Annotated in this window: 22 protein-coding genes; 21 read left to right on the top strand and 1 reads right to left on the bottom strand. The window is 44.6% G+C overall.

The window, feature by feature from the left end; all coding sequences use genetic code 11:
• Nucleotides 1–315 precede the first annotated feature (315 nt).
• The 12 genes from QZ371_RS11325 to QZ371_RS11270 all read left to right on the top strand — a co-directional run bounded on the left by QZ371_RS11325 (nucleotide 316) and on the right by QZ371_RS11270 (nucleotide 13,626).
• Nucleotides 316–3,333: a leucine-rich repeat protein gene (locus QZ371_RS11325; protein ID WP_295213281.1), complete on the top strand. Its 3,018-nt coding sequence runs from the start codon at nucleotides 316–318 to the stop codon at nucleotides 3,331–3,333.
• Between the two features lie 321 nt (nucleotides 3,334–3,654).
• A complete protein-coding gene (locus QZ371_RS11320; protein WP_295213280.1) occupies nucleotides 3,655–4,086 on the top strand; it encodes a hypothetical protein in 432 nt (143 codons plus the stop codon).
• Between the two features lie 367 nt (nucleotides 4,087–4,453).
• Nucleotides 4,454–5,422 (top strand): hypothetical protein, encoded by a 969-nt coding sequence (locus tag QZ371_RS11315; protein ID WP_295213278.1) that lies wholly within the window; start codon nucleotides 4,454–4,456, stop codon nucleotides 5,420–5,422.
• 80 nt (nucleotides 5,423–5,502) lie between these two features.
• A complete protein-coding gene (locus tag QZ371_RS11310; RefSeq protein WP_295213277.1) occupies nucleotides 5,503–5,934 on the top strand; it encodes a hypothetical protein in 432 nt (143 codons plus the stop codon).
• 242 nt (nucleotides 5,935–6,176) lie between these two features.
• Nucleotides 6,177–7,259: a hypothetical protein gene (locus QZ371_RS11305; protein ID WP_295213275.1), complete on the top strand. Its 1,083-nt coding sequence runs from the start codon at nucleotides 6,177–6,179 to the stop codon at nucleotides 7,257–7,259.
• Nucleotides 7,256–8,452: a hypothetical protein gene (locus QZ371_RS11300; RefSeq protein ID WP_295213274.1), complete on the top strand. Its 1,197-nt coding sequence runs from the start codon at nucleotides 7,256–7,258 to the stop codon at nucleotides 8,450–8,452. Before QZ371_RS11305 ends, QZ371_RS11300 begins: the two co-directional genes overlap by 4 nt.
• Nucleotides 8,453–8,471: 19 nt before the next feature.
• Nucleotides 8,472–9,134, top strand: coding sequence for an ABC transporter ATP-binding protein (locus QZ371_RS11295; protein ID WP_295213272.1), 663 nt, complete (start codon nucleotides 8,472–8,474; stop codon nucleotides 9,132–9,134).
• 308 nt (nucleotides 9,135–9,442) lie between these two features.
• Complete coding sequence (locus tag QZ371_RS11290; RefSeq protein WP_295213270.1) at nucleotides 9,443–10,219, top strand: SDR family NAD(P)-dependent oxidoreductase; 777 nt, start codon at nucleotides 9,443–9,445, stop codon at nucleotides 10,217–10,219.
• Between the two features lie 16 nt (nucleotides 10,220–10,235).
• A complete protein-coding gene (locus QZ371_RS11285) occupies nucleotides 10,236–11,459 on the top strand; it encodes an OFA family MFS transporter (RefSeq protein ID WP_295213268.1) in 1,224 nt (407 codons plus the stop codon).
• 223 nt (nucleotides 11,460–11,682) lie between these two features.
• On the top strand, nucleotides 11,683–12,567 hold the full coding sequence (locus QZ371_RS11280; RefSeq protein WP_295213266.1) for a LysR family transcriptional regulator: 885 nt from the start codon (nucleotides 11,683–11,685) through the stop codon (nucleotides 12,565–12,567).
• A 25-nt stretch (nucleotides 12,568–12,592) separates the two neighbouring features.
• On the top strand, nucleotides 12,593–12,901 hold the full coding sequence (locus QZ371_RS11275; RefSeq protein WP_295213264.1) for an antibiotic biosynthesis monooxygenase family protein: 309 nt from the start codon (nucleotides 12,593–12,595) through the stop codon (nucleotides 12,899–12,901).
• Nucleotides 12,902–12,951: 50 nt separating this feature from the next.
• Nucleotides 12,952–13,626 carry a DUF6198 family protein gene (locus tag QZ371_RS11270; protein WP_295213263.1) on the top strand — a complete coding sequence of 225 codons (675 nt, stop codon included), beginning with the start codon at nucleotides 12,952–12,954 and terminating at the stop codon, nucleotides 13,624–13,626.
• 94 nt (nucleotides 13,627–13,720) lie between these two features.
• On the opposite strand, the gene QZ371_RS11265 is transcribed toward QZ371_RS11270, so the two are convergent.
• Nucleotides 13,721–14,818, bottom strand: a complete 1,098-nt coding sequence (locus QZ371_RS11265) for a glycerol dehydrogenase (RefSeq protein WP_366558740.1) — start codon at nucleotides 14,816–14,818, stop codon at nucleotides 13,721–13,723.
• Between the two features lie 488 nt (nucleotides 14,819–15,306).
• Here QZ371_RS11265 and hflX point away from each other — a divergent pair, with 488 nt between their 5' ends.
• The 9 genes from hflX to QZ371_RS11220 all read left to right on the top strand — a co-directional run bounded on the left by hflX (nucleotide 15,307) and on the right by QZ371_RS11220 (nucleotide 24,793).
• The gene (hflX, locus tag QZ371_RS11260; protein ID WP_295213282.1) at nucleotides 15,307–16,557 is read left to right on the top strand and encodes a GTPase HflX; all 1,251 of its coding nucleotides are present in this window, start codon (nucleotides 15,307–15,309) and stop codon (nucleotides 16,555–16,557) included.
• A gap of 358 nt (nucleotides 16,558–16,915) precedes the next feature.
• Complete coding sequence (aroF, locus tag QZ371_RS11255; RefSeq protein WP_295213261.1) at nucleotides 16,916–17,938, top strand: 3-deoxy-7-phosphoheptulonate synthase; 1,023 nt, start codon at nucleotides 16,916–16,918, stop codon at nucleotides 17,936–17,938.
• A gap of 192 nt (nucleotides 17,939–18,130) precedes the next feature.
• Nucleotides 18,131–18,601 (top strand): hypothetical protein, encoded by a 471-nt coding sequence (locus QZ371_RS11250; protein WP_295213257.1) that lies wholly within the window; start codon nucleotides 18,131–18,133, stop codon nucleotides 18,599–18,601.
• Between the two features lie 45 nt (nucleotides 18,602–18,646).
• On the top strand, nucleotides 18,647–19,756 hold the full coding sequence (gene aroB, locus QZ371_RS11245) for a 3-dehydroquinate synthase (protein ID WP_295213252.1): 1,110 nt from the start codon (nucleotides 18,647–18,649) through the stop codon (nucleotides 19,754–19,756).
• 41 nt (nucleotides 19,757–19,797) lie between these two features.
• A complete protein-coding gene (gene aroA / locus QZ371_RS11240) occupies nucleotides 19,798–21,042 on the top strand; it encodes a 3-phosphoshikimate 1-carboxyvinyltransferase (protein WP_295213251.1) in 1,245 nt (414 codons plus the stop codon).
• Nucleotides 21,043–21,123: 81 nt separating this feature from the next.
• On the top strand, nucleotides 21,124–22,215 hold the full coding sequence (gene aroC / locus QZ371_RS11235; protein ID WP_295213249.1) for a chorismate synthase: 1,092 nt from the start codon (nucleotides 21,124–21,126) through the stop codon (nucleotides 22,213–22,215).
• 27 nt (nucleotides 22,216–22,242) lie between these two features.
• Nucleotides 22,243–22,842, top strand: coding sequence for a DUF4364 family protein (locus tag QZ371_RS11230; RefSeq protein ID WP_295213247.1), 600 nt, complete (start codon nucleotides 22,243–22,245; stop codon nucleotides 22,840–22,842).
• 243 nt (nucleotides 22,843–23,085) lie between these two features.
• Nucleotides 23,086–23,589, top strand: coding sequence for a sigma-70 family RNA polymerase sigma factor (locus tag QZ371_RS11225; protein WP_295213244.1), 504 nt, complete (start codon nucleotides 23,086–23,088; stop codon nucleotides 23,587–23,589).
• The gene (locus tag QZ371_RS11220) at nucleotides 23,582–24,793 is read left to right on the top strand and encodes a hypothetical protein (protein WP_295213241.1); all 1,212 of its coding nucleotides are present in this window, start codon (nucleotides 23,582–23,584) and stop codon (nucleotides 24,791–24,793) included. Before QZ371_RS11225 ends, QZ371_RS11220 begins: the two co-directional genes overlap by 8 nt.
• Nucleotides 24,794–24,878: the final 85 nt, after the last annotated feature.

Below are 24,878 nucleotides of genomic sequence, written 5' to 3'. Positions count from 1 at the left end.
GCCGTGGGTTCAAGTCCCGTCACCTCGACCAGTAAAAAGGACTATGCTTTGAGAAACCGAAAAGCGTAGCCCTTTTTATTTTGGTCGAAACGCAGGCTTGAACCCATTGTTCAATGTCCCGTCACCTCGACCAAATAATGTGGAAAGAGAATTGCGATTGCAGTTCTCTTTTTTTGTATGCTACAGCCCATTCTCCCAAAACATTCATTACATTTTAACGACATTCGTTACATTTTAGTTGACACCAGACTTTGAAAGTGCTACCATTTTGATATAGACTTTTACAGGTCAAATAAAAAATGGGAGGAATTATTGATGAAGAAAATTTTAGCAACGCTGTTGGCGGTGTCGCTGACGTTTGGCTCGGTGGCTTTGCCTGCGGCTGAAAGCGGGGTAAACTTTTTCGGGTTTGGCATTTCGGCTAGTGCGGAGGAGGACACTTCCAGCTTTACTTACAGCTTGAACGAGGACGATACTGCAAGGTTAACAAAGTATACGGGCTCTGCCGAAAAGGTGAACGTGCCTGCCGAGATCGACGGTCATAAGGTCACAAGTATCGGCTATGCAGCTTTTAGAAATTGCGGCACTATCAAGGAGCTTATCATTCCGTCAAGCGTTGAGGAGCTGGGCGACTGGCTGTTCAGCAGCAGCTCTACCCTTGAAAAAGTCGTAATGGAAGAGGGCGTGAAGTCCATAGGCAGCAACGCTTTCGCAAACTGTACTGCCCTTAGCGATATAACTATCCCGAAGTCCGTGACCTCTATTGATACAGGCGCTTTCACAAATACACAATGGCTGAAAAATAAGCTTGCGGAAGACCCACTCGTTATAATAAATACTATTCTTTATAACGGCGGAAACTGCACAGGAGACCTTGTTATCCCTGACTATGTAACTACAATATCGCCAAACGCTTTCGTGAGCCCTACATCTTATATGGCTTCAAGCATTACGTCTGTAACTATCCCTGACTCTGTCACAAGCATAGGTCAGCAAGCTTTCGAGCATTGCAAGAGCCTTAAAACTGTCAATGTGGGCAAAAATGTTTCCGATATCGGTGCAAATGCCTTCTATGATACCGAATGGATATCCGACAAGCGCAGCGAGAACCATCTCGTTGTAGTAAACGGTATCCTTATCGATGCCTATGCCGCAACTGGCGACGTCACTATTCCAGAGGGCGTGACAAAAATCTGCGATTACGCATTTTCAAGCAACCTTGCCCCAAGAGAGACCCTTTCCGTTACATCGGTTACATTCCCCGACAGCGTGAAAGAATTTGGCAAATGGATAGTTAACGGCAATAAAAATATCACAAGCATTTCCATTTCCGCAAACGCCGAAGTGATACCAACATATGCCTTCTACAATTACAACGGCGCTTTCGAGGAAATAACATTCAGAGGCACTTGCGCTCAGCTTATGACTTATTTCAACAGCGCTTCTGATTTCCATAACATTTTCGGTGATATTGACATAAAGAACGTTGCCTGCACAGACGGCACCATCGGCGATTTCCTTTACAACGACCTGGAGGACGGCACGATCGCTATAAGAGCCTATATGGGCAGCGATACTGATATCAAAATTCCTGAAACAGTAAATGGCAAGACCGTCACGGCGATCGCTCCGAATGCCTTTGCGTATTTTGAAGCAGACAGCATTGAGCTTCCCGAAAGCGTAACTACTATCAGCGATTACAGCTTCTTTGCTTCAAATATCAAGACCTTTAAAATGGGCGGCAATGTGAAGTCCATAGGCGAGGGCGCATTTATGTATTGCGGCAACTTGGAAAGCATTGAGCTTTCAGCGACTCTTGAAAATATTGGCAATTGGGCATTCGGCAACTGTACGGCGCTTTCAGGCGTGCCCCTGCCCGAAACTCTCAAAGACGTCGGCGTGGGAGCATTTGTCTGCTGTGGAAGCCTCAACAGCATTACGATACCAAAGTCTGTTGAAAATATCGGTGCATATGCCTTTGGCTTCTATGATGACGGCGATGAGATCTACAAAAAGCAGGATAATTTCAAGCTGACCGTTTATTATCAGACCGCAGGCGAAGAGTATGCGCAGTCCAGCGAGCTTGAATGTGAAGTTTTAGGCAAGCCTGCCCACACCCATTCCTACACCTCAACGATAACAAAACAGCCGACCTGCACAGCAGAGGGCGTAAAGACTTTCACCTGCGAATGTGGCGATACCTACACCGAGTCTATCCCAGCCAAGGGTCACACACTAGAATGGGTCGTAATTTCAAGCAGCGGTAGTGGCTGCACTTATTCTAAGACTGAAGCTTACAAATGTACGATTTGCGGTGCAGAAACTGAATACAGAAAAAGTGCAATTAAAGGTCACACCGAAGTAATTGATCCAGCTGTCCCAGCTACTTGCACCAAAGCAGGCAAAACTGAGGGCTCCCATTGCTCAGTTTGCGGCGAAGTAATCAAGGCACAGATCGAGATAAAAGCCACAGGTCACAAATCCAGCGGTTGGATAACCGACAAAGCCGCAGCGATCGGCGTTAAGGGCAAGAAGCACAAGGAGTGCACAGTCTGCAAGACAGTCCTCGAAACTGCCGATATCCCAGCGCTTGCAAAGCAGAGCATTTCAAAGGCAAGCGTAACGCTCTCGACTTCGACATACGCCTATGACGGCAAGGCCAAGAAGCCGTCTGTTACAGTCAAGCTCAACGGCAAAACTTTGAAGAACGGCACGGATTATACAGTATCTTACAGCAATAACACCAAAGTCGGCACGGCAAAGGTAACTATCACAGGTAAGAGCAATTATACTGGTACGATCTCAAAGACATTCAGTATAAAAAATGACTTCACGAAAGCTTCTGTTTCGGGTATTTCCAACAAGACTTTCACAGGCAAAGCTCAAACGCAAAAAATTACTGTTAAGTTTGGTGGCAAGACCTTGAAGAGCGGCACAGACTACACAATATCTTACAGCAATAACACAAAAGTCGGCAAAGCAACAGTCAAGATCGTCGGCAAGGGCAACTACACAGGCACGATCACGAAAACTTTTAAGATCAACCCTGCAAAGCAGACGATAAACAAACTGACCGCTAAATCCAAGGGCTTCACAGCAAGCTGGTCAAAGAAAGATCACGCAACTGGCTATGAGATTCAGTACAGCACGGATTCCAAGTTCAAGAGCGTTTCTAAGGCGACTATCACAAGCAAGTCCACGACCTCAAAGAGCTTCACAAAGCTCAAAGCCAGCAAAAAATATTACGTCCGTATGAGAATTTACACAACTGTCAACGGTACGAAATATTACGGCGCTTGGTCGGCTACTAAGACGATAACAACTAAGAAATAATTTCTCCTATTACAAAATGCTGTTGAAATTACACAACTCCCAAATAATGTTTTTTGCCTATTTCTGCAAATTTTCAATAAATTTCAAAAAATATATCGAAATTGTTATACAAATCTGTCGCAATATGTTATAATATACAATATAGGAAAAATAAGCCTTCTATAAGTCTGACCCAGCGACCATAAGGAGGGCGGTTCCAATGCAGAATTAAACTTGCACAAATGAGATGACCGATATTTGTGCAACGCTACAAAAGTAAGAAAGCCTTGCAACAATGCAGGTAAAATCAAACACTACATTAATGAATCGGAGGAATTTATTATGAAAAAAGTATTCAAAAAGGTTACAGCACTGGTTGCTGCAACGATCGTTATCTCATCAGTTTCAGCTATCGGCGCAGGCGCTGTAACGCTTGACAAAACGTTCAATATGGAGAACAGTTACCTGACATCAACACAAACATATGGTTATGACTCCAGTACCAACACTACTTTTGCAACTAACCTCACCAAATGCAAATTTGACGGCTATACAGGCATACTTTCTGGTGCAGAACTCAATAACGGAAAAAATACTACATATTCAAATGCAACTAATTTCCGTCCAACAGCTGATAAAGGTAGCTTTTTGAAAGTTAAGGCTCAGAAAGATAGAAATTATGAAGGTATGTTTGCAAAGTATTGGTCATATGTTTCTGATAAAAACGGCAATACAAAAGGTGAAATAGAAAAAATCAGAAAAATTGTATTTTAAATCAGTATTTTCAAGTGTTGCAGTAATGCAACACTTGAAAATACATGTATAACGAAAGGTGGGCAAATAAGTGCTGCGAAAAATACTTTTAAACCTCCTCAAAAATCAGAAAATAATATTAGTTTTTATAATGATAACTTCAATATTGACAGCAATAGTTGGTTGCTTTTCTTTTTGTGTGTATGAAAACTATCACATAAGTCTTATACAGGGAGAATCTAAATCTTCAGTAATCGCCATTAAAGCCAATGGCTGGAATGGTAAAATGACTTCTCGAACCGATTTATTGGAATTTGATCTGAATGACCAAGATCTTTTAGATCTTTTTAGATATAATAATTTCAGTACCTTAACAAAAGGCGATATAATGACAGTTGTCAATAATATGCCTAAGGAAATGTATGACGATATAGAAGAGATATATTGTACTGGCACTTATGAAAATGACCTTATGGGCTTTTGTTATTTTGATTTTCGTTTTCACCCTACGGACAAAGGAATAGTCCAAACTCCCGACGATCTTGGAATAAAATATCTCACAGATGAAGAGTATATAAATGGTGAAAGACATATCTCTCTTAGTTCAAAGTATACAGAGATCGACGGCGAAACCGAAGACCAAAAAAAATATTTACAAGTTGGTGCAATGAGTTACTCTAGCGATTTTGCTAGAAATATTGAAGGCATCGGCGATAAAGTTGAAATATATGGCTGTGAGTATACAGTTTCCAACATATTTGAAGCAGAAGGTTCAATGGATATGGCATATTTTATCCCATTTACCTCGCTTCCGGACGATGCATACCTCGAAAGTACAGTATCCATTATATTTAAAAAGCCTGTGAACTACAACCAGTTCACCACTATCCGTGACATCGTTGACGAAAACATTTCCGACGACGGCTACGTCGAAGACCTCGACCTTTCAGCGGTCTCCGACCTCGCATATTTCAAAACGATCATCGCCATAACAATGGCAGTTGGACTGCTTTTTGCAATAAATCTTGCGGTGCTGTATAAGTATGTTATCCGCTGCAACGAGCCGAAAATAATCATCTTCCGCACCTGCGGAGCGACCCGCTTCAAGTGCATACTCCTGTTCCTTGCGCAAGCGGTAATAATCATCGCACCGGTTTTCGCAGCTTCACTCTTTGCGTTCCATAAGCTGCTTTATCCGGCGATGATAAACAGATTCCAAAACGCCGCAGGCTGCCTAAATTTCCAACGGTACGTCTACATCTTTGTAGGATATCTCGTAGTTTCCGTGATAGTCCTGCTTGCAACGCTTATCAAAAATATAAGCCGAAAACTTAATTTTAGGGAGGTGGGAAAATGAATTAGATAAAAAACTGCAACATAGCAAAACAGGAACACAAACATACGTCAAAAAATTAAAATCAATGAAGGTACTTTATTATGAAAAAAGTATTCAAAAAAATGACAGCACTGGTTGCTGCAACGATCGTTATCTCATCAGTTTCAGCTATCGGCGCAGGCGCTGTAACGCTTGACAAAACGTTCAATATGGAGAACAGTTACCTGACATCAACACAAACATATGGTTATGACTCCAGTACCAACACTACTTTTGCAACTAATCTGACAAAATGCAAAAAGGACAACTATACTGCTATTCTTTCTTGTGCCGAATTGAAAGATAAAAAAGGTAACATTTATTCAAATGCAACTGATTTCCGCCCCTATGCAGACAAGGGAAGTTTTTTGAAAGTCAAAACATCCAAGGACTTTTACTTTGGAGACAAGTATGCACGTTATTGGTCTTATGTTGATGACGAAAATGACGTAGTAAGAGGGGAGTTTGATATAACGAGAAGAATCATTTTCTAATAAAACATAATATGAGGGGCTGTTTATTCAGCCCTTCATATACTTATTTAATTTTAGAAAGGGGTAATAAAATGCTACGAAAACTCCTAGCCAATCTTTTCAAGAAACAAAGAGTAATACTAATATTTATTATGATAACCACAATGTTAACTGCAATAGTCGGCTGTTTCATTTTTGGCGTATATACAAATTACAAAATGGGACTTATGCAAGGTGAATCAAAGGCGTGCACAATAGGAATTATGGCAAATGGTTGGAGCGGAAAAATGACTTCAAGAACTGATCTATTGTCATTTGATCAGAACGATCAAGAACTTATGGATCTTTTTAGGTATAACAATTTCAGCACCTTAACAAAGGGCGATATAATGAAAGTCGTAAATAACATACCAAAAGATATGTATGATGATATAGAAGAGATAACGTGTTCAGGTACTTATGATAATGACCTTATGGGTCTGACTTTTTTTGATTTCATTTTTTGTGTTACTGATAAAGGTATAGTTCAGCAAGCAAAAGCTGATGGAACCAAGTATTTTTCTGATGAAGAGTACATAAATGGCGAAAGACACATTATGGTAGGCGATGAATATACCCAAATTGATGAAACTGGTGTTACTATACGTTATGGTTCGTTAAGTTTTGATAGCGATTCTGCAAGAAATGTATCAGGCGTAGGCGATAAAATAATAGTAGACGGCTGCGAATATACAGTTTCGAAAATAATACCAGGAGATAGATTACCATCAAGTGATTATACCATTCCTTTCACTGCACTCCCAGACGATGCCATCTTAAACAGCGCAGTAACCATAACATTTAAAAAGCCCGTAAACTACAACCAGTTCACCACTATCCGTGACATCGTTGACGAAAACATTTCCGACGACGGCTACGTCGAAGACCTCGACCTTTCAGCGGTCTCCGACCTCGCATATTTCAAAACGATCATCGCCATAACAATGGCAGTTGGACTGCTTTTTGCAATAAATCTTGCGGTGCTGTATAAGTATGTTATCCGCTGCAACGAGCCGAAAATAATCATCTTCCGCACCTGCGGAGCGACCCGCTTCAAGTGCATACTCCTGTTCCTTGCGCAAGCGGTAATAATCATCGCACCGGTTTTCGCAGCTTCACTCTTTGCGTTCCATAAGCTGCTTTATCCGGCGATGATAAACAGATTCCAAAACGCCGCAGGCTGCCTAAATTTCCAACGGTACGTCTACATCTTTGTAGGATATCTCGTAGTTTCCGTGATAGTCCTGCTGGCAACTCTTATCAAAAATATTAGCCGAAAACTTAATTTTAGGGAGGTGGGGAAATGAATTATGTTGCAAAACTTACCAAAAACAGTCGTGTGATAAATATCCTTATCGCAGTTCAGCTGGCTGTCGTTTTTGCCATAATTATGATAATGCTCTCAGCAATAGAAAATCGAACCATTTATTACAGACAGTTTAAAGAGCCCCTTTCAAAAAGCGGTGCTGTCATAATGCCAAGGGTCATAAATCCCAAAATGGCAAGCGAAGAGGATATCCTCAAAATATTCGATAAGGCGACAAGCGTCACCTGCGGTAAGGCGATGTTCCTTACCATAAATTCAACCACAGCCGATACCCCTAAGGATTATGGCTATGTGGTAACATATACCGACCAGCTTATGAAGGATATCCCCCCGTTCCTCAAAGAGGGCAAATATCCCGACCCCGACAGCAAAGTGCCACAATGCCTTGTCTGCCAAAGCTTCGGCTATAAGATCGGCGATACCCTCGAGGTAACGGACTTTGACGGCAACCCATTCAAAATGGAGATATGCGGTATCCTTGCCGACGATCAGAATATCTACGGCACAGGCGGCCCCGATTATTACGATTATATCTACGATTACCGTGATTTTTACTATCAGCTCCATTCTGAAATGCGTGAGACTCCGATGTTCCTCACAACTGAGGATATAATCACAAAGGCAGGTTCAAGAACAAGAACTGACTTTTACAGCCTTACTATCGTGAATTTCCCCGAGGGTGCATATACAAATGAAGAGCTGGTGCAAATGGGCGCAGATAACTATTTCCAGCTTTGGGACTCAAATGAGAATTACTATAAAGCCAGCCAAGCATACGTCAACCAAGAGCTTTATACCCTCTTCCCGATAGCCCTCAGCATACTCGTTATAACTATCTTCACCGCCATAATCACCACAATGATAACCACGATGAACAATCTTAAAAACTATGCTGTGCTATATCTCTGCGGTGCGACTTGGAAGCGCTGTTCAGTAATAAATATGCTGAATTTCTGCCTCATATCCGCCCTGACGGCAATACTTGATATAATATTTTTCACCGTTGGCAAGCATACCTATCTTAAAGAGACCGTCGTGAACGTAAATTTTGAAAAGGTGCTCATCTGCATAGGCATACTTGTGCTGTTCGTGATACTTTCGGCGATAGTTCCGCTGCTTGTTGTGCGCAAACGTCAGCCGAGAGACGTGCTTAAAACTGAGTTCAGACAATAAGTTATAAGGAGATACACATATGATAAAGCTTGATAATATAGTAAAAATATACAATCCAAAGAAAGCCAATGAGTTCGAGGCGCTTCACGGCGTTTCCTGTGAGATCGACGATGGCGAAATGGTCGCAATCATAGGCAAATCCGGCGCAGGCAAATCCACGCTGCTGCATATTTTGGCGTGCATAGACAATTACCAAAACGGCGAATACACTATCGACGGCACGCTGGTGAAAAATCTTTCCGAGCGCCAGTATGCAAAAATTCGCAACGAAAAGATAGGCATTGTAATGCAGGATTTTGCCCTTGTGGAAGATTTTTCGGCGATAGAGAATGTTCTGATACCCCTTAATTTCGCAAAGAAGAAAACCAAGAATAAAAAGGAAAAAGCCCTTGAAGCCCTTAAAGCCGTTGGTATGGACGAGTTTGCAAAAAAGCCCTGCAATAAACTTTCGGGCGGACAGAAACAGCGTGTCGCAATAGCCCGTGCTATCGTAAACGAGCCTGCAATGATACTTGCCGACGAGCCGACGGGCGCACTTGATACGAAAACCTCCGCCGAGATAATGGGGCTTTTCAAAAGCCTTAATTCTCAGGGTAGAACTGTTGTTATCGTCACCCACGATCCAAAGGTCGCAGAGCAATGCGACAGGATAATCGAGATATCCGACGGCAATATCGTTTGATGTTTTGCTGTCTTGATGTATTACAGTAACGAATGATTTTTTGATATACTTTTTTATAGTACCCCTTTATATGCCGACCCGAGCAGAAGTACCTCTCTGTTCGGGTCGGTCATTTTTGTGCAAAATAGTAAAATGTGATTGGATAAAACTATTGATGTGTACAAAACGATAGATAGAATTAATTAAAATAGATAAAACCTATTGAGTTTTATAATCAATGGTGCTATAATGTAATCGTTGAAAGAGATATGCAAAGAACTTTGGCGTATCTCAGAGAATACAAAATATTTAGGAGGAAGAATTGTATTATGGAAAGAAAAGTTGTTTTGATAACAGGCGGCGCAATGGGTCAGGGCAAGGCTCACGCTTTGAAGTTTGCAGAAAATGGCTTTGATGTTGTCCTTGCCGATATGCAGGATCCACAGGGTGAGACTTTCAGCGCAACTGTCAAGGAACTTGAAGCTCTCGGCGCAAAGGTGCTTGCTGTAAAGTGCAACGTTACAGTTGACGAGGATATGAAGGCGCTGTTTGAAAAGACTTGGGATACTTTCGGCAGAGTTGACGTTGTCGTTGCAAACGCTGGCGTTATCAACTTTGGCTATACTTGGGAGCTTACAGACGCACAGGTTCAGAAGGTAATAGATATCGACCTTATCGGCACTTGGAGAACTGATAAATATGCCGCTCTTTATATGAAGAAGCAGGGCTTTGGTCGTATCATCAATATCTCATCGACTTCGGGTATGTACGGCACACCAAAGCTTGCTACATATTGTATGGCAAAGTGGGGCGTAAGAGGCCTTACAAAGACACTTGCACAGGAGCTCAAGGGCACAGGTATCGTTGTAAACACAGTCTGCCCGACAAAGGTAAAAACGCCAATGTGCGAGACAGAAAGCTATGTTGAATTCATCAACGACCTCACAGGCAAGGACTTCAAAAACTGGCAGGAGATGTACGATGGTGTTCCGTTCCTCGATGTTGAGGATATCTCCGATATGGTATTTTGGCTGGGCACAAGCCGTGCGGCAGGCAAATTCAGCGGAAGAGATCTGGGACTTGATCTCGGCACACTTCAGCAGTAAGGTCGGGTGAAATAATATGAAGATAACTAAAGGCACAAGGTGGCGTGTATTCGCAGGCGTGTGGATACAGAGCTTGTTTACTTCAGCAACAGCCTATTTCAGCCTGTTCGCTCTGCCGCTGACAAATCACTTCGGCTGGAGCCAGTCTGATTTCAGTATGGCTTATACTATTTATATGTTTGTTTACTGCCTTATGGGCTTTGCAGGCGGTCTGCTTGCTGAAAAGCTCAAGCCTATGACGGCAATTTACATCGGACTGGTGTTCTTCTCAGCAGGCTGGTTCTTGACAGGTTTTGCTTCAAATATCCCACAGCTTTATATTTACTACGGCATACTTGCAGGTGCAGGCGCAGGTACTATCTATCCTGCTTGTCTGCCAACAGCACTTAAATGGTTTCCTGACAAGGCAGGTTCTATCTCAGGTCTTGTACAGGCCGGCGCTTCCTGCGGTCCATTCATTATGTCGCCTATCGCACAAATGCTTATCGACCATTACGGCGCACAGGCTGCCTGCAAGATACTTGCAGTCGTATTCCTTATCGGTATCGGCGCAGTTGCTTGGATGATCGTGCCTTGTCCGGAAGGTTGGCTGCCTGAGGGTTGGGTACCTAGTGAAGATCAGAAAAAGGTGCTCAATACAAAGAACTACAATATCCCAGGTATGGTAAAGACGCCTGTATTTTGGGTTCTGGTGGTAATGTTCATCTTCGCAAACGCAGCAGGCACGATGATGGTCAGCGCAACTTCGCCTATCGCACAAAATCAGATAGGTCAGAGCGCAATGACAGCCGCCCTTTGCGTAAGCATTATGACCCTTGCAAATATGATCGGTCGTATCGGCTTCGGCTTTATCTATGATAAGCTCAAGAGCTGGAATTCACTTATGCTGGTGCTTCTTATCAACGGCGTTTCGATGATAATGCTCACAATGGCTAAATCTCTGCCATACTTTATCGTTTGCATTTGCCTTGTTGGCTTCTCATTCGGCGGACTTCTCGTTGTGTTCGCACCGATCGTAAAGAACGTATTCGGCAGCAAGTTCTATAACCGAAATTACGGACTTATCTTCATCGGCTACGGCATAGGCGCATTTGTGGGTCCTAAGATCAGCTCAACATTCTATGATAAGACAGGCTCTTATGTAACTGGCTACATCGGCTCTGCAATGCTTGCGGCTCTTGCGATCGTGCTCGTATTCGTTGCAAAGAAGCTTGTTGCAAAAATGCAGGCTGAAAACTGATAATTTCAAAATAAATCTCTAATAAACCTCTATGTACGAATAAAGCATCGCTGCAATGGCGGTGCTTTATTTGCTGAAATAAATAATTTATATTATATCACAATATTTGATAGATTTTATTGATGATATGTGGTATGATAAAAGTAGTTACAGTCTGTAAAAAGGCTGAAATTCATTTGCTATAACTGAAACTTATACTGAAAGGATAGGGCTGGGGAGAATTATGAATTTAGATCATTTGAGATATTTTATAAAGCTTGCGGAGGTGCGGCATTACACTCGTGCGGCTGAACAGCTCGGCATTTCACAGCCCAGCCTCAGCCACGCAATAAATCAGATCGAGGCGGAGCTTGGCGTGCCGCTTTTTGAAAAATCGGGACGAAACACCAAGCTGACACGTTTCGGCGAGGAGTTTCTCGAGTGCGCTGAAAATTCCCTGAGCACCCTTGACGCAGGCATTGAGACACTTCAGCGTTACGGCAGGGGAGAGGGCGTTATAAGGCTCGGCTTTCTGAGAACGCTTGGCGTGAATTATATCCCGAAGCTGACTTCTGATTTTCTGCTTGCGGATAGAGAGGACAACGTGCAGTTCAGCTTTCACAGCGGTTTGACTTCTGAGCTGCTGGAAGATCTTTTGCAGCGCAAGTATGACTTTGTTTTCTGCTCAGAGCCTGATCCTGCAATGGGGCTGAGCGCTGTTGCGGTGGATTCTCAAGAGCTTGTTGTTATCGTGCCGAGAGAGCACCCACTTGCGTATCGGGACACTATTGAGCTTTCGGAAACGCTGTCTTATCCTGCGGTGATGTTTTCGGAAGGTTCGGGTCTTAGAAAAGTCGTTGATCGTATGTATGATTCCGTTGGCGGCAGACCTGTTTCGGTAGTCGAAACAGAGGAGGACGAAGTCATCGCAGGGCTGGTGGCTTCGGGCTTTGGCACGGCGGTAGTGCCTTATATGGATATGTTGGAGCGACTGGACGTCAAGGTGCTGAAAATAACCGATCCGCCGTATTCAAGAAATTTCTATATGGTGCAAAACGATTCGGCGTTTTTGACATCGGCGGCGCAGCGTTTCAGAAGCTTTGTGCTGGGCAGGACGTTCAATAGATAAACAGCGTTACGGGAGGTAGAAAGCTATGAATATGACAGTTTTTGATAAACTGAAAGAGATAACTTTGCTTGTGACATATGACTGCAAGGCTGGTATGCGAGAGAAATTCCTTGACGAGGTGAAAAGCGCAGGGTTAATAGACAAGATACGCCTTGAGGACGGCTTTGTGAGCTATGATTATTTTCTCAGCGCCGACGATCCCGACAAGCTGCTTCTTGTGGAGAAGTGGGGTTCTGAAAAGCAGCAAAAGGCTCATTTGGAAACTGCGCATATTGGCGAGCTTAAAATGATAAAGGAAAAATATGTGGCCGACACGCAGGTGGAGGTTTTCTAGCGGCGGTCACATCATAATCATATAAGTAAGGAAAGGTCTTGTATAGAAAAATGGAAAATAAGATCACATTCAGGGGCGAGGCGGCGCTGGTGCTGGCTGTAATAATAAACAGCTTTGGCGTTGTCCTTATGCTTTATTCGGGCGCAGGCATATCGGCCATATCAAGCGTGCCTTATGCCTTTTCAGAGGTGCTGCCAAAGCTGTCCCTTGGCACTTGGACGTACATATTCCAAGGGCTGCTTGTGCTGACGCTTATGATAATGCGCAAGAAGTTCGTGCCGTCGTATCTGTTCAGCTTTGTGGTGGGCTTTGTGTTCGGCGAACTGCTGGACTTTTACGAATGGTGGATAAACATTCTGCCTTACACCATTCCAATGCGCATTGTGTATTTTATCGTCAGCTACATCGTTATATGCGTTGGTATCGCCCTTTCAAACCGCTGCGGACTGCCGATAATCCCCACCGATCTGTTCCCGAGAGAGCTTTCGGACATAACAGGCGTGCGGTATTCGAGGATAAAGATAGGCTTTGACATAACTTGTCTTGCGGTGACAGCAGGCCTAACGTTTTTCTGCCTTGGACACATAATGGGTCTTGGCATAGGAACGATCGTGGCGGCGTTCACAATGGGCAAAGGTATTGCGGCTATCGGCGGACTTATCGACAAAAAGTTCGTGTTCGAGAACTTTATCACGCTAAGAAAAAGGGCGCAGAGCGAGGGATAAAGCGGCAAAAATTGTTGTTCGAAAAAAGAAAATACCCACGGTGTAAAAGCCGTGGGTATTTTTTACGCTATATTATGATATACAAGCTACAAAATTACTTGCCAAGAGCGATCTTGCCCATTGCGTCAGCCTGCATAATTGCGTCGTAAAGCTCGATAGGCTGAACGTCGCCTGCAAGGTTGTGGATAGTTTCGCCCGGGATACAAGCGTTCTTTGCGATTGTCTCCACCTGCTCGGCTGTTGTTACGCCGATCTCTTCAAGAGTTACAGGCAGACCGACTTCAAGGCAGAAGTTCTGAACTTCCTCGAACTCTTCCTTTGGTGCGCCCTCAAGAACGAGCTGAACGAGAGTTCCGAGAGCTACGCAGCAGCCGTGATCGGCGTGCTTGATACCCAGCGATGTAACGCCGTTGTAGAACGAGTGAGCAGCAGCGCAGTTTACGTTATCAGCGCCAACGCCCGAAAGATATACGTTTGCTTCGCAGATAGCTTCAAGAGCAGGTGTTACTGCGTGAACTTTGCAGGCTTCAACTGCCTGCTTGCCATATGTGCGGAGAGTGTCATAGCAAAGTCTTGCAAGAGCCTGTCCTGCTCTTGTGATGCCTGTGCCTTCAAGGCTTGCGGACTCGGTTCTGATAGAAGCACGTCCCTCGAAATATGTACCGAGAGCGTCGCCCATTCCTGCAATGAGGAACTTAACAGGGGCGTTTGCGATAACTGTTGTATCAACCATAACAGCGTCAGGATTTGTTGGATAGAACAGGTATTTATCAAAGCTGTGATCGTCGTTGTATATTACTGAAAGGCCTGTGCAGGGTGCGTCTGTTGCGGCAACTGTCGGCACGATAACGATGTGCTTGCCTGTATAATATGCGGTGGCCTTTGCGGTATCAACAGCGCTTCCGCCGCCGACTGCAACTACTGTGTCGATATTATCGGCCTTGACGATCTCTTCCATTTTTGCGATCTCGCCCTTGCTGGAAATGCCGCCGAAAACTTCGTAACGTCTGTAATCGTCTGCGTCGCCGAAGCTCTTTTCGATCTTGTCGTGGCAAGCTTTATAGCCGCTGTTGGAACAGACAAACAGCCATCTTTTGCCCATATAACCCATTTCCTCCTGGAACTTGAGTGTAGCGTCTCTTCCCTGAACATACTTGAGCGGCTCACGCATTGCTCTGAGTCTTCCCATCATAAAGCATTACCTCCAAATTATAGTTTAGTAGTTTTGTTTATATTGTAGAAATCTCTTTCGATTTCTACAACGATTATAGCACATTGCACAAGGGAAACAAGCGGTTTTATTTTAATTAACCATTAATATATATTGACTTTTTAAAATCATAATACTTAATACACAAATGCTTGGAACGCTTTGTATATCGTAATATTATGGCTGAAAAAATAATTTGCGGGAATAGTCTTTGACAATCTTGACATAATAGTATTAATATGTTATAATCACAATATCTTTTAGGAAAGGAGAGTCGGACGAAATGAGAATATGGGTGAGATATCATTAAAACCGAATATTGGCGGTGCATAAGCACGAGCCTTTCCGACTCTTTCGTTTAACACATTTTTATGATCTGTTACACGCCTGAGGGTGTGTTTTTTTATGCCTGAAAAAGGGTCGGAGGCTTGATCCGAAAGACCTAAAGGAGTGATTATTTTATGGCAGAAATGTTTGATAATACTATAAAGAAAGACCGTGTGCTGCTAGCGGCAGTCGACACGGGAGCATATGACGTTGAGCTTTCTCTTGACGAGCTTGAAGAGCTTACCGAGACGGCAGGTGGCGAGGTCATTGCGAGGGTAGTTCAGAAACGGCCTTCATTTGACAGCGGAACTTGTATCGGTTCGGGCAGACTTGAAGAAATGGCCGAGATATGCCGCAATGAGGATATCGACAGGATAGTTTTTGACTGCGAGCTCACGGCAACGCAGATAAGAAATATCGAGGACGTGTGCGGCGTTTTCACTATCGACAGGACAATGCTCATACTGGATATCTTTGCCCAGCGAGCCACAACGAGAGAGGGCAGGCTTCAAGTTGAGATCGCACAGAACAAGTACAGACTTCCGAGACTGGCCGGAATGGGCACGAATATGTCAAGGCTTGGCGGCGGTATCGGCACAAGAGGCCCCGGTGAGTCAAAACTTGAAACTGACAAGCGACACATCAGAACACGCATTGCGGCGCTTACTGATGAGCTGAAAGATATCGAGAAGCGCCGAGGTCTTATGAGACAGCGCAGAAAAAAGGACGGCGTGCTCACGGCGGCAATAGTAGGTTACACAAACGTTGGCAAATCCACGCTGCTCAATTATCTTACTGAGGCAGGAGTGCTGGCGGAGAACAAGCTGTTCGCAACGCTGGAGACCACTTCAAGAGCTATCGAGCTGCCCGACGGACGTTCTGTTACCCTTATCGACACGGTTGGGCTTATAAGAAGGCTGCCGCATCATCTTGTGGAGGCGTTCAAGTCCACCCTTGAAGAGGCTGCAAATGCGGACGTTATCATACACGTTTGCGACGCTTCCGCAGAGGATTGCGAGGAGCAGGCAAAGGTAACGCTGGAGCTGCTCAAAGAGCTTGGCTGCGATGGCATACCTGTTGTGACTGTGCTCAACAAGTGCGACAAAGTGCCTTATATCGACCAGCTCGATACAGAGGGCGAGGCGGTTAAGATATCCGCAAAGAACGGCACGGGCATTGAAAATCTGCTTGCGGCTATCGAGAAGGCGCTGCCTGCGACTTGCACACGCTGCCGACTGCTGCTGCCATTTGACAAGGCAGGACTTGTGAACACCATAAGGCAGGACGGACGTATTTTCAGCGAGGATTACACCGCTGAGGGCATTTCCCTTGACGCACTTGTGGATATCAAGGTGTATCATCTTGTGGAGGAATATAAGGTCAAAGGCGAATAGTCTTAGTCGATTCGATGAATAAAATGTAAACTCTCGGCAGAGCTATTGACAAGCTCTGCCTGCGAGAGTATAATGAATTTGGTTAGCAATAACAAATAAAAAATAAATCGAAAGGAAAAAACAAAGCTTATGTCTACTGTTATTTTGTCAGCAGTCTTTACATACTTCTTTATGAGCTTGAGCTACTTTTATGGCTTCGAGTTTTTTTGGCGTGTAAAGAAAGCGGCGAAATTAAAATAGGCGTATCAAAGAAGTTTTGATTTTCATATAGCGTTTATTATAAAGTCGTAGCTTTCAGGTGAAAAAGCTGCGGCTATTTTTATTGCCCGAATAATAATTTTTTACGGAGGAATTGGAAATGATTATCGTATTGAAGAACAACTCAAAGGAAAATCAGGTCAAGGAGCTTATGGATTGGCTGGGTCAGTTCAACGTTTCAACAAATCTTGTTGAGGGCGTACACTCAAACATCATCGGACTTATCGGCGACACAACACAGATAGATATCGAGTCCGTACAGGCTAAGGAGTGCGTTGAAAACGTTCAGCGAGTTCAGGAGCCTTACAAGAACGCAAACAGAAAGTTCCACCCGGACAACACAGTTATCGACGTTGCAGGCAGAAAGATCGGCGGCGGAAAGCTTCAGGTCATCGCAGGCCCTTGCTCAGTTGAGACTGAGGAGCAGGTCATCACAACAGCTATCGCTGTTAAGGAAGCAGGCGCAACAATGCTCAGAGGCGGCGCATTCAAACCTAGAACTTCGCCATACTCTTTCCAGGGTCTTGGCAAGGAGGGTATCGACCTTCTTATTCAGGCAAGAAAGATCACAGGTCTGCCGATCGTTACTGAGATCATGGATCTTTCTGACCTTGACTGCTTCGCTGATGTTGACGTTGTACAGGTCGGCGCAAGAAATATGCAGAACTTCACACTTCTCAAGGCTTTGGGCAGATCAGACAAGCCTGTTCTTCTCAAGAGAGGTCTTTCCTCAACATTGCAGGAACTTCTTATGTCCGCTGAGTACATAATGTCTGAGGGCAACCAGAACGTTATCCTCTGCGAGAGAGGTATCCGTACATTCGAGCCTGCAACAAGAAATACTCTTGATCTTTCCGCTGTTCCTCTGCTCCAGCAGAAAACACATCTTCCTATCACTATCGACCCTAGCCACGCAACAGGTATCGCTTCGCTGGTCGAGCCAATGGCACTTTGCGCCGTTACAGCCGGCTGCGACGCTCTTGAGATCGAAGTACACAATGATCCTAAGAACGCTTGGAGCGATGGTGCGCAGTCACTTACTCCTGCTCAGTTCGCTGAGACAATGAAGAAAGTCAAGGCTCTTGCTGAATTTATGGGCAAGCCGCTTGACGTAAACGAATAATTGGGACAATATCGTAAAATTTTGGATATTGCCTTAGAAGAGAGGCGCTTTATAACGCCTCTTTTTTCATAGTCGGGGTATTGTGGGGCGCTGGCTTTACAAACGGTTCTTTTTATGATATAATGGTATAAGAGTTTAAGACTGTAAATGGATAAAGCGTAAAAAGCGTAAAAACAGAAGGGGGACGAATTTATGCGGTTGGTGCTTAAACAGAGAATGTTTTCCTGGTTCGACAGTTATGATGTCTGCGACGAATACGGCAACGCTGTTTTCAGCGTTAAGGGCAGGCTTTCTTGGGGGCATTTGTTAGAGATATATAACAGCGCAGGCTGTAAGGTGGGTGTGCTGAAAGAAAAGATACTGAAACTTTTGCCGACATTCGAAATATACATAAACGACAGCTATGTGGGCTGCATAAAGAAAGAATTTACCTTTTTCAAGCCGAAATTCGATCTTGATTTCTGCGGCTGGAACGTCAGCGGAGACTTTTTCGGCTGGGATTATTCCGTTTATAACGGCGGAATGGAGATAATGCGTGTTTCAAAGGAGCTTTTGCACCTTACGGACACTTATGTAATAGACGTTTTTGACGATAACAACGCCCTTGCTGGGCTGCTTATCGCTCTTGCCATTGACGCTGAAAAATGCTCAAATGGCGGATGAAAATTTGCAACTGGGTAAAAAATTCACTGAAAGGGTTTGATATAAATGAAATTCAACTGCGAGCTCAAAAGGGTCGTGGACGATTCTTACGATATTGAGATAGGCAGAAAATTGCAGTACACGCTTGTGGACGATCTCAAGGGCGGTCTTGTTGGAAAGATAAAGAAATTCGCTGTTGTGACGGATTCTATCGTTGTTGACCTTTACGGCAGGGATATTTGCGACAGGATAAAGGCGGCAGGGTTCAGCGCAGAGCTGTTCGTTATCCCAGAGGGTGAAAAGTCCAAAACAAGGCAGATGAAAGAATTTGTTGAAGATTCAATGCTTGAAAAGGGATTCCGCCGTGACTGCTGTATCGTTGCTGTGGGCGGCGGCGTTGTCACCGATTTGGCAGGCTTTGTGGCAGGAACTTTCGGCAGGGGAGTGCCTTTTGTGAACTATGCAACGACCCTTCTTGCGGCGGCAGACGCTTCTGTCGGCGGAAAGACGGCTGTTGACACGCCTTTGGCTACTAATCTTATCGGACTTTTCAATCAGCCGAAAAAGGTTTACCTTGATATCGACACTTGGAAAACCCTACCCGAAAAGCAGCTTTCAAGCGGTCTTGCGGAGACTATCAAGCACGGCTGTCTTGGGGATAAGGAGCTGTTTGAGTATCTTGAAGCCAACGTTGAAAAGGTGCTTGAATGTGACGCCGAGGCTTGCGAATATATCGCAAGGAAAAACTGCGAGGTCAAGTATAAGGTGGTTATGCAGGACGAGCGTGAGTCGGGACTTCGTGAGGTGCTCAACCTCGGCCATACTGTGGGAAGAGCTATCGAGACTGTGTCTGATTACAAGCTTTATCACGGCGAGGCTGTGGCTATCGGAACGGTGGCGCAGGCAAGGCTTGGCGAGAAGCTGGGCTTTATTTCAGCAGAGAACGAAAAGCGTGTGGAAAAGCTTCTTGAAAGGGCAAAGCTTCCCACAAGGATACCCGATTATATCGACATGGGCGAGCTTGTGAAAAAGCTTTACACCGATAAAAAAGTTCGTGACGGCAAGCTGAGATTTGTTTTCCAGCGAGAGATCGGCGAGATGATGTGCTTTGGCGAAAATGAGTACGGCAAGGAGATCGAGGAAGCGCAGATCGCAGAGATCATTGCGGATATGTAAATATTATGTAATATAGTGAAAGATCGTGAGAGGAAAAGCATATGAACGTTACCATAGAACCTAAAAAGCTGAGCGGAAAGGTGACGGTTCCACCGTCAAAAAGCGTTGCACACAGAATGATAATCGCAGCGGCGCTTGCAGAGGGAACATCTGAGATATCAAATCTTTATCCGTCGGTGGATATTCTTGCCACAATGGATTGTATGAGACAGCTTGTTGCAAAGATAGATTTCAGCGGCGATACTGCGGTGATAACAGGCGTAAAGGCTGTGCCGGAAAAGGCGGAGCTTGACTGCTGCGAAAGCGGTTCGACTTTGAGATTTCTAATCCCTGTTGCTTGTGCATTGGGGGCAGAAACTACTTTTATCGGCAGGGGAAGGCTTCCGCAGAGGCCTATAACGCCTTATCTTGAGGAATTTCCAAAGCACGGCGTTACTTTTGATTATGATAATACTATGCCTTTTTCTGTAAGCGGAAAGCTTACAGGCGGAAAGTTCTATGTTGACGGTGGGATATCCTCACAGTTCATCACTGGACTGCTTTTTGCGCTGCCATTGCTTGAAGAGGACAGCGAGATAGTGCTCACTTCGCACCTTGAGTCAAAGCCATATGTTGACATAACTCTTGGCACGCTGAAAGATTTTGGCTGCGAGGTGGTGGAGACTGAAAGCGGATATTTCGTCAAGGGCGGACAGGCTTACAAGCCTTTCAGCGGCGTTGTTGAGGGAGATTTTTCGCAGGCGGCGTTCTTTGAGGTAGCAAATGCTATCGGTTCGGATATCGAAATATCGGGGCTAAATGAAAAATCTTTTCAGGGCGATAAAAAAATTGTTGAAATATGCAGAGAAATAGTGTATAATAAAAATAGCAGCTTGAAGCCTTTTGAGCCTTTTGAGATAGACTGTTCGGATATACCCGATCTTGTGCCTATCCTTACGGTGCTTGCAAGCTTTTGCGAGGGTAAAAGCCGCATTTATAATGTTGCGAGACTGAGGATAAAGGAATGCGACAGGCTTGCGGCTATGGCGGATTGTCTTAATAAGATCGGCGGAAAGGTGACGGAATTTGCGGACAGCCTTGAGATAGAGGGCGTGAAAAGCCTTAATGGCGGCGTTGTGGACAGCTATAACGATCACAGGATCGCCATGTCAATGGCTGTTGCTTCAACGAGATGTGAGGGCAAGCTCACTATCAATGGGGCGGAATGTGTGAGAAAGTCTTATCCGAACTTTTTTGAAGTATTTGAAAATTTAGGCGGAGAATTCATAGTTACGGGTAATAAATAATAACGAAAAAGATAAATAGAGCGCAATGCTCATATGATTGGGGCGGGGGTAACGGCGCTTCGACAGACTGGAGGAAGTAAAATGTCATCAACTTGGAGTCACAATATCAGCTTTACCGTGTTCGGCGAGAGCCACGGTCCTGCTATCGGCGTTGTAATGGACAATGTACCGCCGGGAGAGACTATCGACCTTGACAAGCTGGTCAAATTTATGGCGAGAAGAGCGCCGAAGCAGAACAAGACCTCGACGCAGAGAAGAGAAAAGGATATGCCGCAGATAATGTCGGGCTATTTCAATGGCAAGACAACAGGCACGCCTCTTTGTGCGCTTATTGCCAACACAGATCAGCATTCGCAGGATTATTCCAACCTTTCAAAGCTGGCAAGGCCAGGTCACGCTGATTATACAGGTGCGCTGAGATACAGGGGCTTCAATGACGTTAGAGGCGGCGGCCATTTTTCGGGCAGACTTACTGCGCCTTTGTGCTTTGCCGGTGCTGTTGCGGCGCAGATTCTTGAAAAAAGAGGAATTTATGTCGGTGCGCACATTGCTGAGATACACGGCATAAAGGACAAGGCTTTTGATCCAATCAACACCACAAAGGATATGATAAAGGAAGTTCGTGAAAAGGAATTCCCGACTATCATCGACGTGCAGGGAAATGAAATGGTCAAGGAGATCGACAAGGCGAGAAAGGATAAGGACAGCGTTGGCGGAATCATCGAATGTATCGCCATAAACGTTCCTGCGGGTATCGGTTCGCCGATGTTCGACGGGCTGGAAAACTCTATCGCCCAGCTTATTTTCGGTATCCCTGCGGTAAAGGGTCTTGAGTTCGGCGCAGGTTTTGACGTTGCAAATATGACAGGTTCAGAAAATAACGACGAGTTCTATGTAAACGACAGAGGACTTGTTGTGACAAAGACAAATAATCACGGCGGAATACTGGGCGGTATCGCTTCGGGTATGCCGATAACACTCAAGGTGGTCTTCAAGCCGACTCCTTCCATTGCAAGACCGCAGGCGACTGTGGACTATTCAGCAATGAAGAACGAGACACTTGAGATCAAGGGCAGACACGACCCTTGCGTTGTGCCGAGAGCTGTGCCTTGCGTTGAGGCGGCGGTAAATCTCGCTTTGCTCAACCATATGCTTGAATACCCAAATTTTTAGACAGCTTTCCAAAGGAGGATTGATAGCTTGGTACAAAATCCCGAAGCCCACGTTTCGGAGAATATGAAAAATATTTCAGACGTATATGAGGTGCAGATACTGCTGGCATATTTTCTCAATCAGATAAATCAGCTCTGCACGCCAAATCAGCTTACGGAAATTGCCACTGGCGAGGGCGTTGTGAATTATTTTGTATACACCGAGGCTATAAGCAGAATGCTTGAGAACGAAACAATGGAGCTGGCTGAGATCGAGGGCGGACATTTTTATCGTCTGACCGACAAGGGCAGAGAGGGCGCAGAGAAGTTCAAAAAGCTTGTGCCGAAAAGTTTCAGAGATAAGATATATGCCGCAGGGCTGAGACTGTTTGTAAAGCTCAAGAACGAGCGTGACATAACATTTGACATAAAGCCTGCGGAACGTGGATATAATGTGCATTGCAAGTGCTGCGACAACGAGCTTACGCTTATGGATATAACACTTTATGCGCCGGATATGGAGCAGGCAAATTATATCAAAAACAAGATACAAATGAACCCTACGGATTTTTATTGCAGGGTAGTGGATTATATAATCGAAAATGAAGAGTATGTTCCGTCGGTTGCGGAGGAGCAGGGGCTTTTCTGATAAACGGCAAATACTTTGGAGTTCAGAGAGATTCGGCCGCCCGATGTGTGCTTCGGGCGGCTTTTTGCATATTTGAGATTTGCTACGGATAAGTGAAACGGCGCATTTAGGCGTTTTGCGAGGTGTTTCATATATGTTTTCAGTTGGAGGAAAAATTTTTTTAGATTTTTTTGAAATTTGTGTGGCACTTTTGATCTGAAGAAGTATTTATAGTAGAAAGAGGTATAGAAGGGGTGTGAGCTTATGGACGTCACGTTGAGGAATACGGCCACGGAGATAGACAGGCTGATAGATAAATACAAAAGCACGGTCTATGGCATTGCGGTCGCACGGCTGGGTTCAAGGGACGACGCTGACGACGTTTTTCAGGAGGTATTTCTTACGGCATATCGCAAGGGGATAACTATGAAAGAGGACGAGGAGGAGAAGTTCTGGCTCATCAGAACGACTTTGAACCAATGCAAGAAGATCGCACTATCCACTTGGCGGAAGCGGACTGTGCCCCTTGAAGAGAGAAAGGACGAAATAAGCTTTTTCAAGAGCGATGAGGAGAACGAGGTCTTCTGCACTGTGGCGGAGCTGCCAGAAAAATACAGGACGGTCATATACTTGTATTATTTTGAGGAGCTGACGGCGGAGGAGATCGCAAAGACAACGAAAACACGCAGCGGTACTGTGAGAATGCAGCTCACAAGGGCTAGGGAAATGCTCAAAGATAAGCTGAAAGGAGATTATTTTTATGAATAAAAACGATAAGAATATGGAATTTTTCAGAGATATGAAAGAACAGCTCAAGCCCGATGATGAAAAGGTGACAGAGCTAAAAGACAAGCTTGACAACAGTGCTGTGGCGAAAAGGTCGCCGATGTGGTTAGGCGGAGTGTGTGCGGCGGCGATATGCGTTGCTATCGGAGCGGGGCTGTTTTTGTCTGATCGTGATATAGACAAGAATACGATAAAGACAAAGGAAAGTTCATCAAGTCAGAGCGACGACAGCTGGCTGCCAAAGCTTATCAATGGCGGCACAACAAGTGAAAGCGAAACGGATAGTCAGACAGGTAATGACAACAAGGCAGACGAGAGTTCAAAAGCGGACGAAAGTACGGCTGATAAAGACAAGGACACAAAGAAAGACGACAGCACGGGAGATACTACCACAAAGGTGGATATCGTGCAGGACAATAATGATAACAATGGCGGACAGGATCAAAATATAGATCAGAACAACGGCGGAGAGGACAACAACGGAGATAATACAGGCAATTCAGATAACAATGGAGACGATCAGCCGGGAGACAATGATTCGGACAATAATGGCAATAGCAATAACAATGATAACAAGGGCAATTTTTGGGACGATGGCAAGTCAGATGCAAACAAGCCTGGTAGTGATGATCCGAAAGAATTTGATGACAAAGACCCTGTTTATCCCGAAATTTATGTAACTGACGAGAGAATGTTCGATATGACTTTCAACGGAAATGCTTTTGCGTTCCCTGCGAAGTACAGCGATGTTGAGGGATTGGGATCATTTGCATCGGGATTGCTGGGATATTTCGAGAATCTAGACCCTAAGAACACTATTATAGAAGTAGGCTCGTCGGAGACGTTCTTCCAGTATGACGACAAGGACTACAATGCGACTATAAGCATTGTAAATCAGGGCGATGTGGACGCTCTTGCAAGTGAATGCGATGTTATGGGACTGTTTATTAACTGGTATGACGGTTTTACTGTCGGTGGAGTAGGCAGAGGTTCGACTATCGAGGACGCAAATAAGGCGTTCGGTGTTAATTACACGACTGAGTGCAAAACATTGACGGTACATTCAAAGAACGGCGCATTTGAGGACAGCAAGGGTAGGTTTACGTTAACTGCGGTATTCACATTCAATGACGGCGTTGTTGACACCGTTGGCGAGAGCAAGATATATACAAAACGCTATTATTAGGCATATTGTGTGTAAAAATTGTACTGTTTCTGTGCAAAAAGGCGAAAATAACTATCAAAAAGGTAGAAAGGTCAAAAAGGTGTTG

This window comes from Ruminococcus sp., from assembly GCF_019423705.1.
In the GTDB taxonomy this organism is placed as follows: Bacteria; Bacillota; Clostridia; order Oscillospirales; family Ruminococcaceae; genus Hominimerdicola.
The sequence above is the reverse complement of the archived record's forward strand: the minus strand, read 5'-3'. Positions and strand labels throughout refer to the sequence as shown.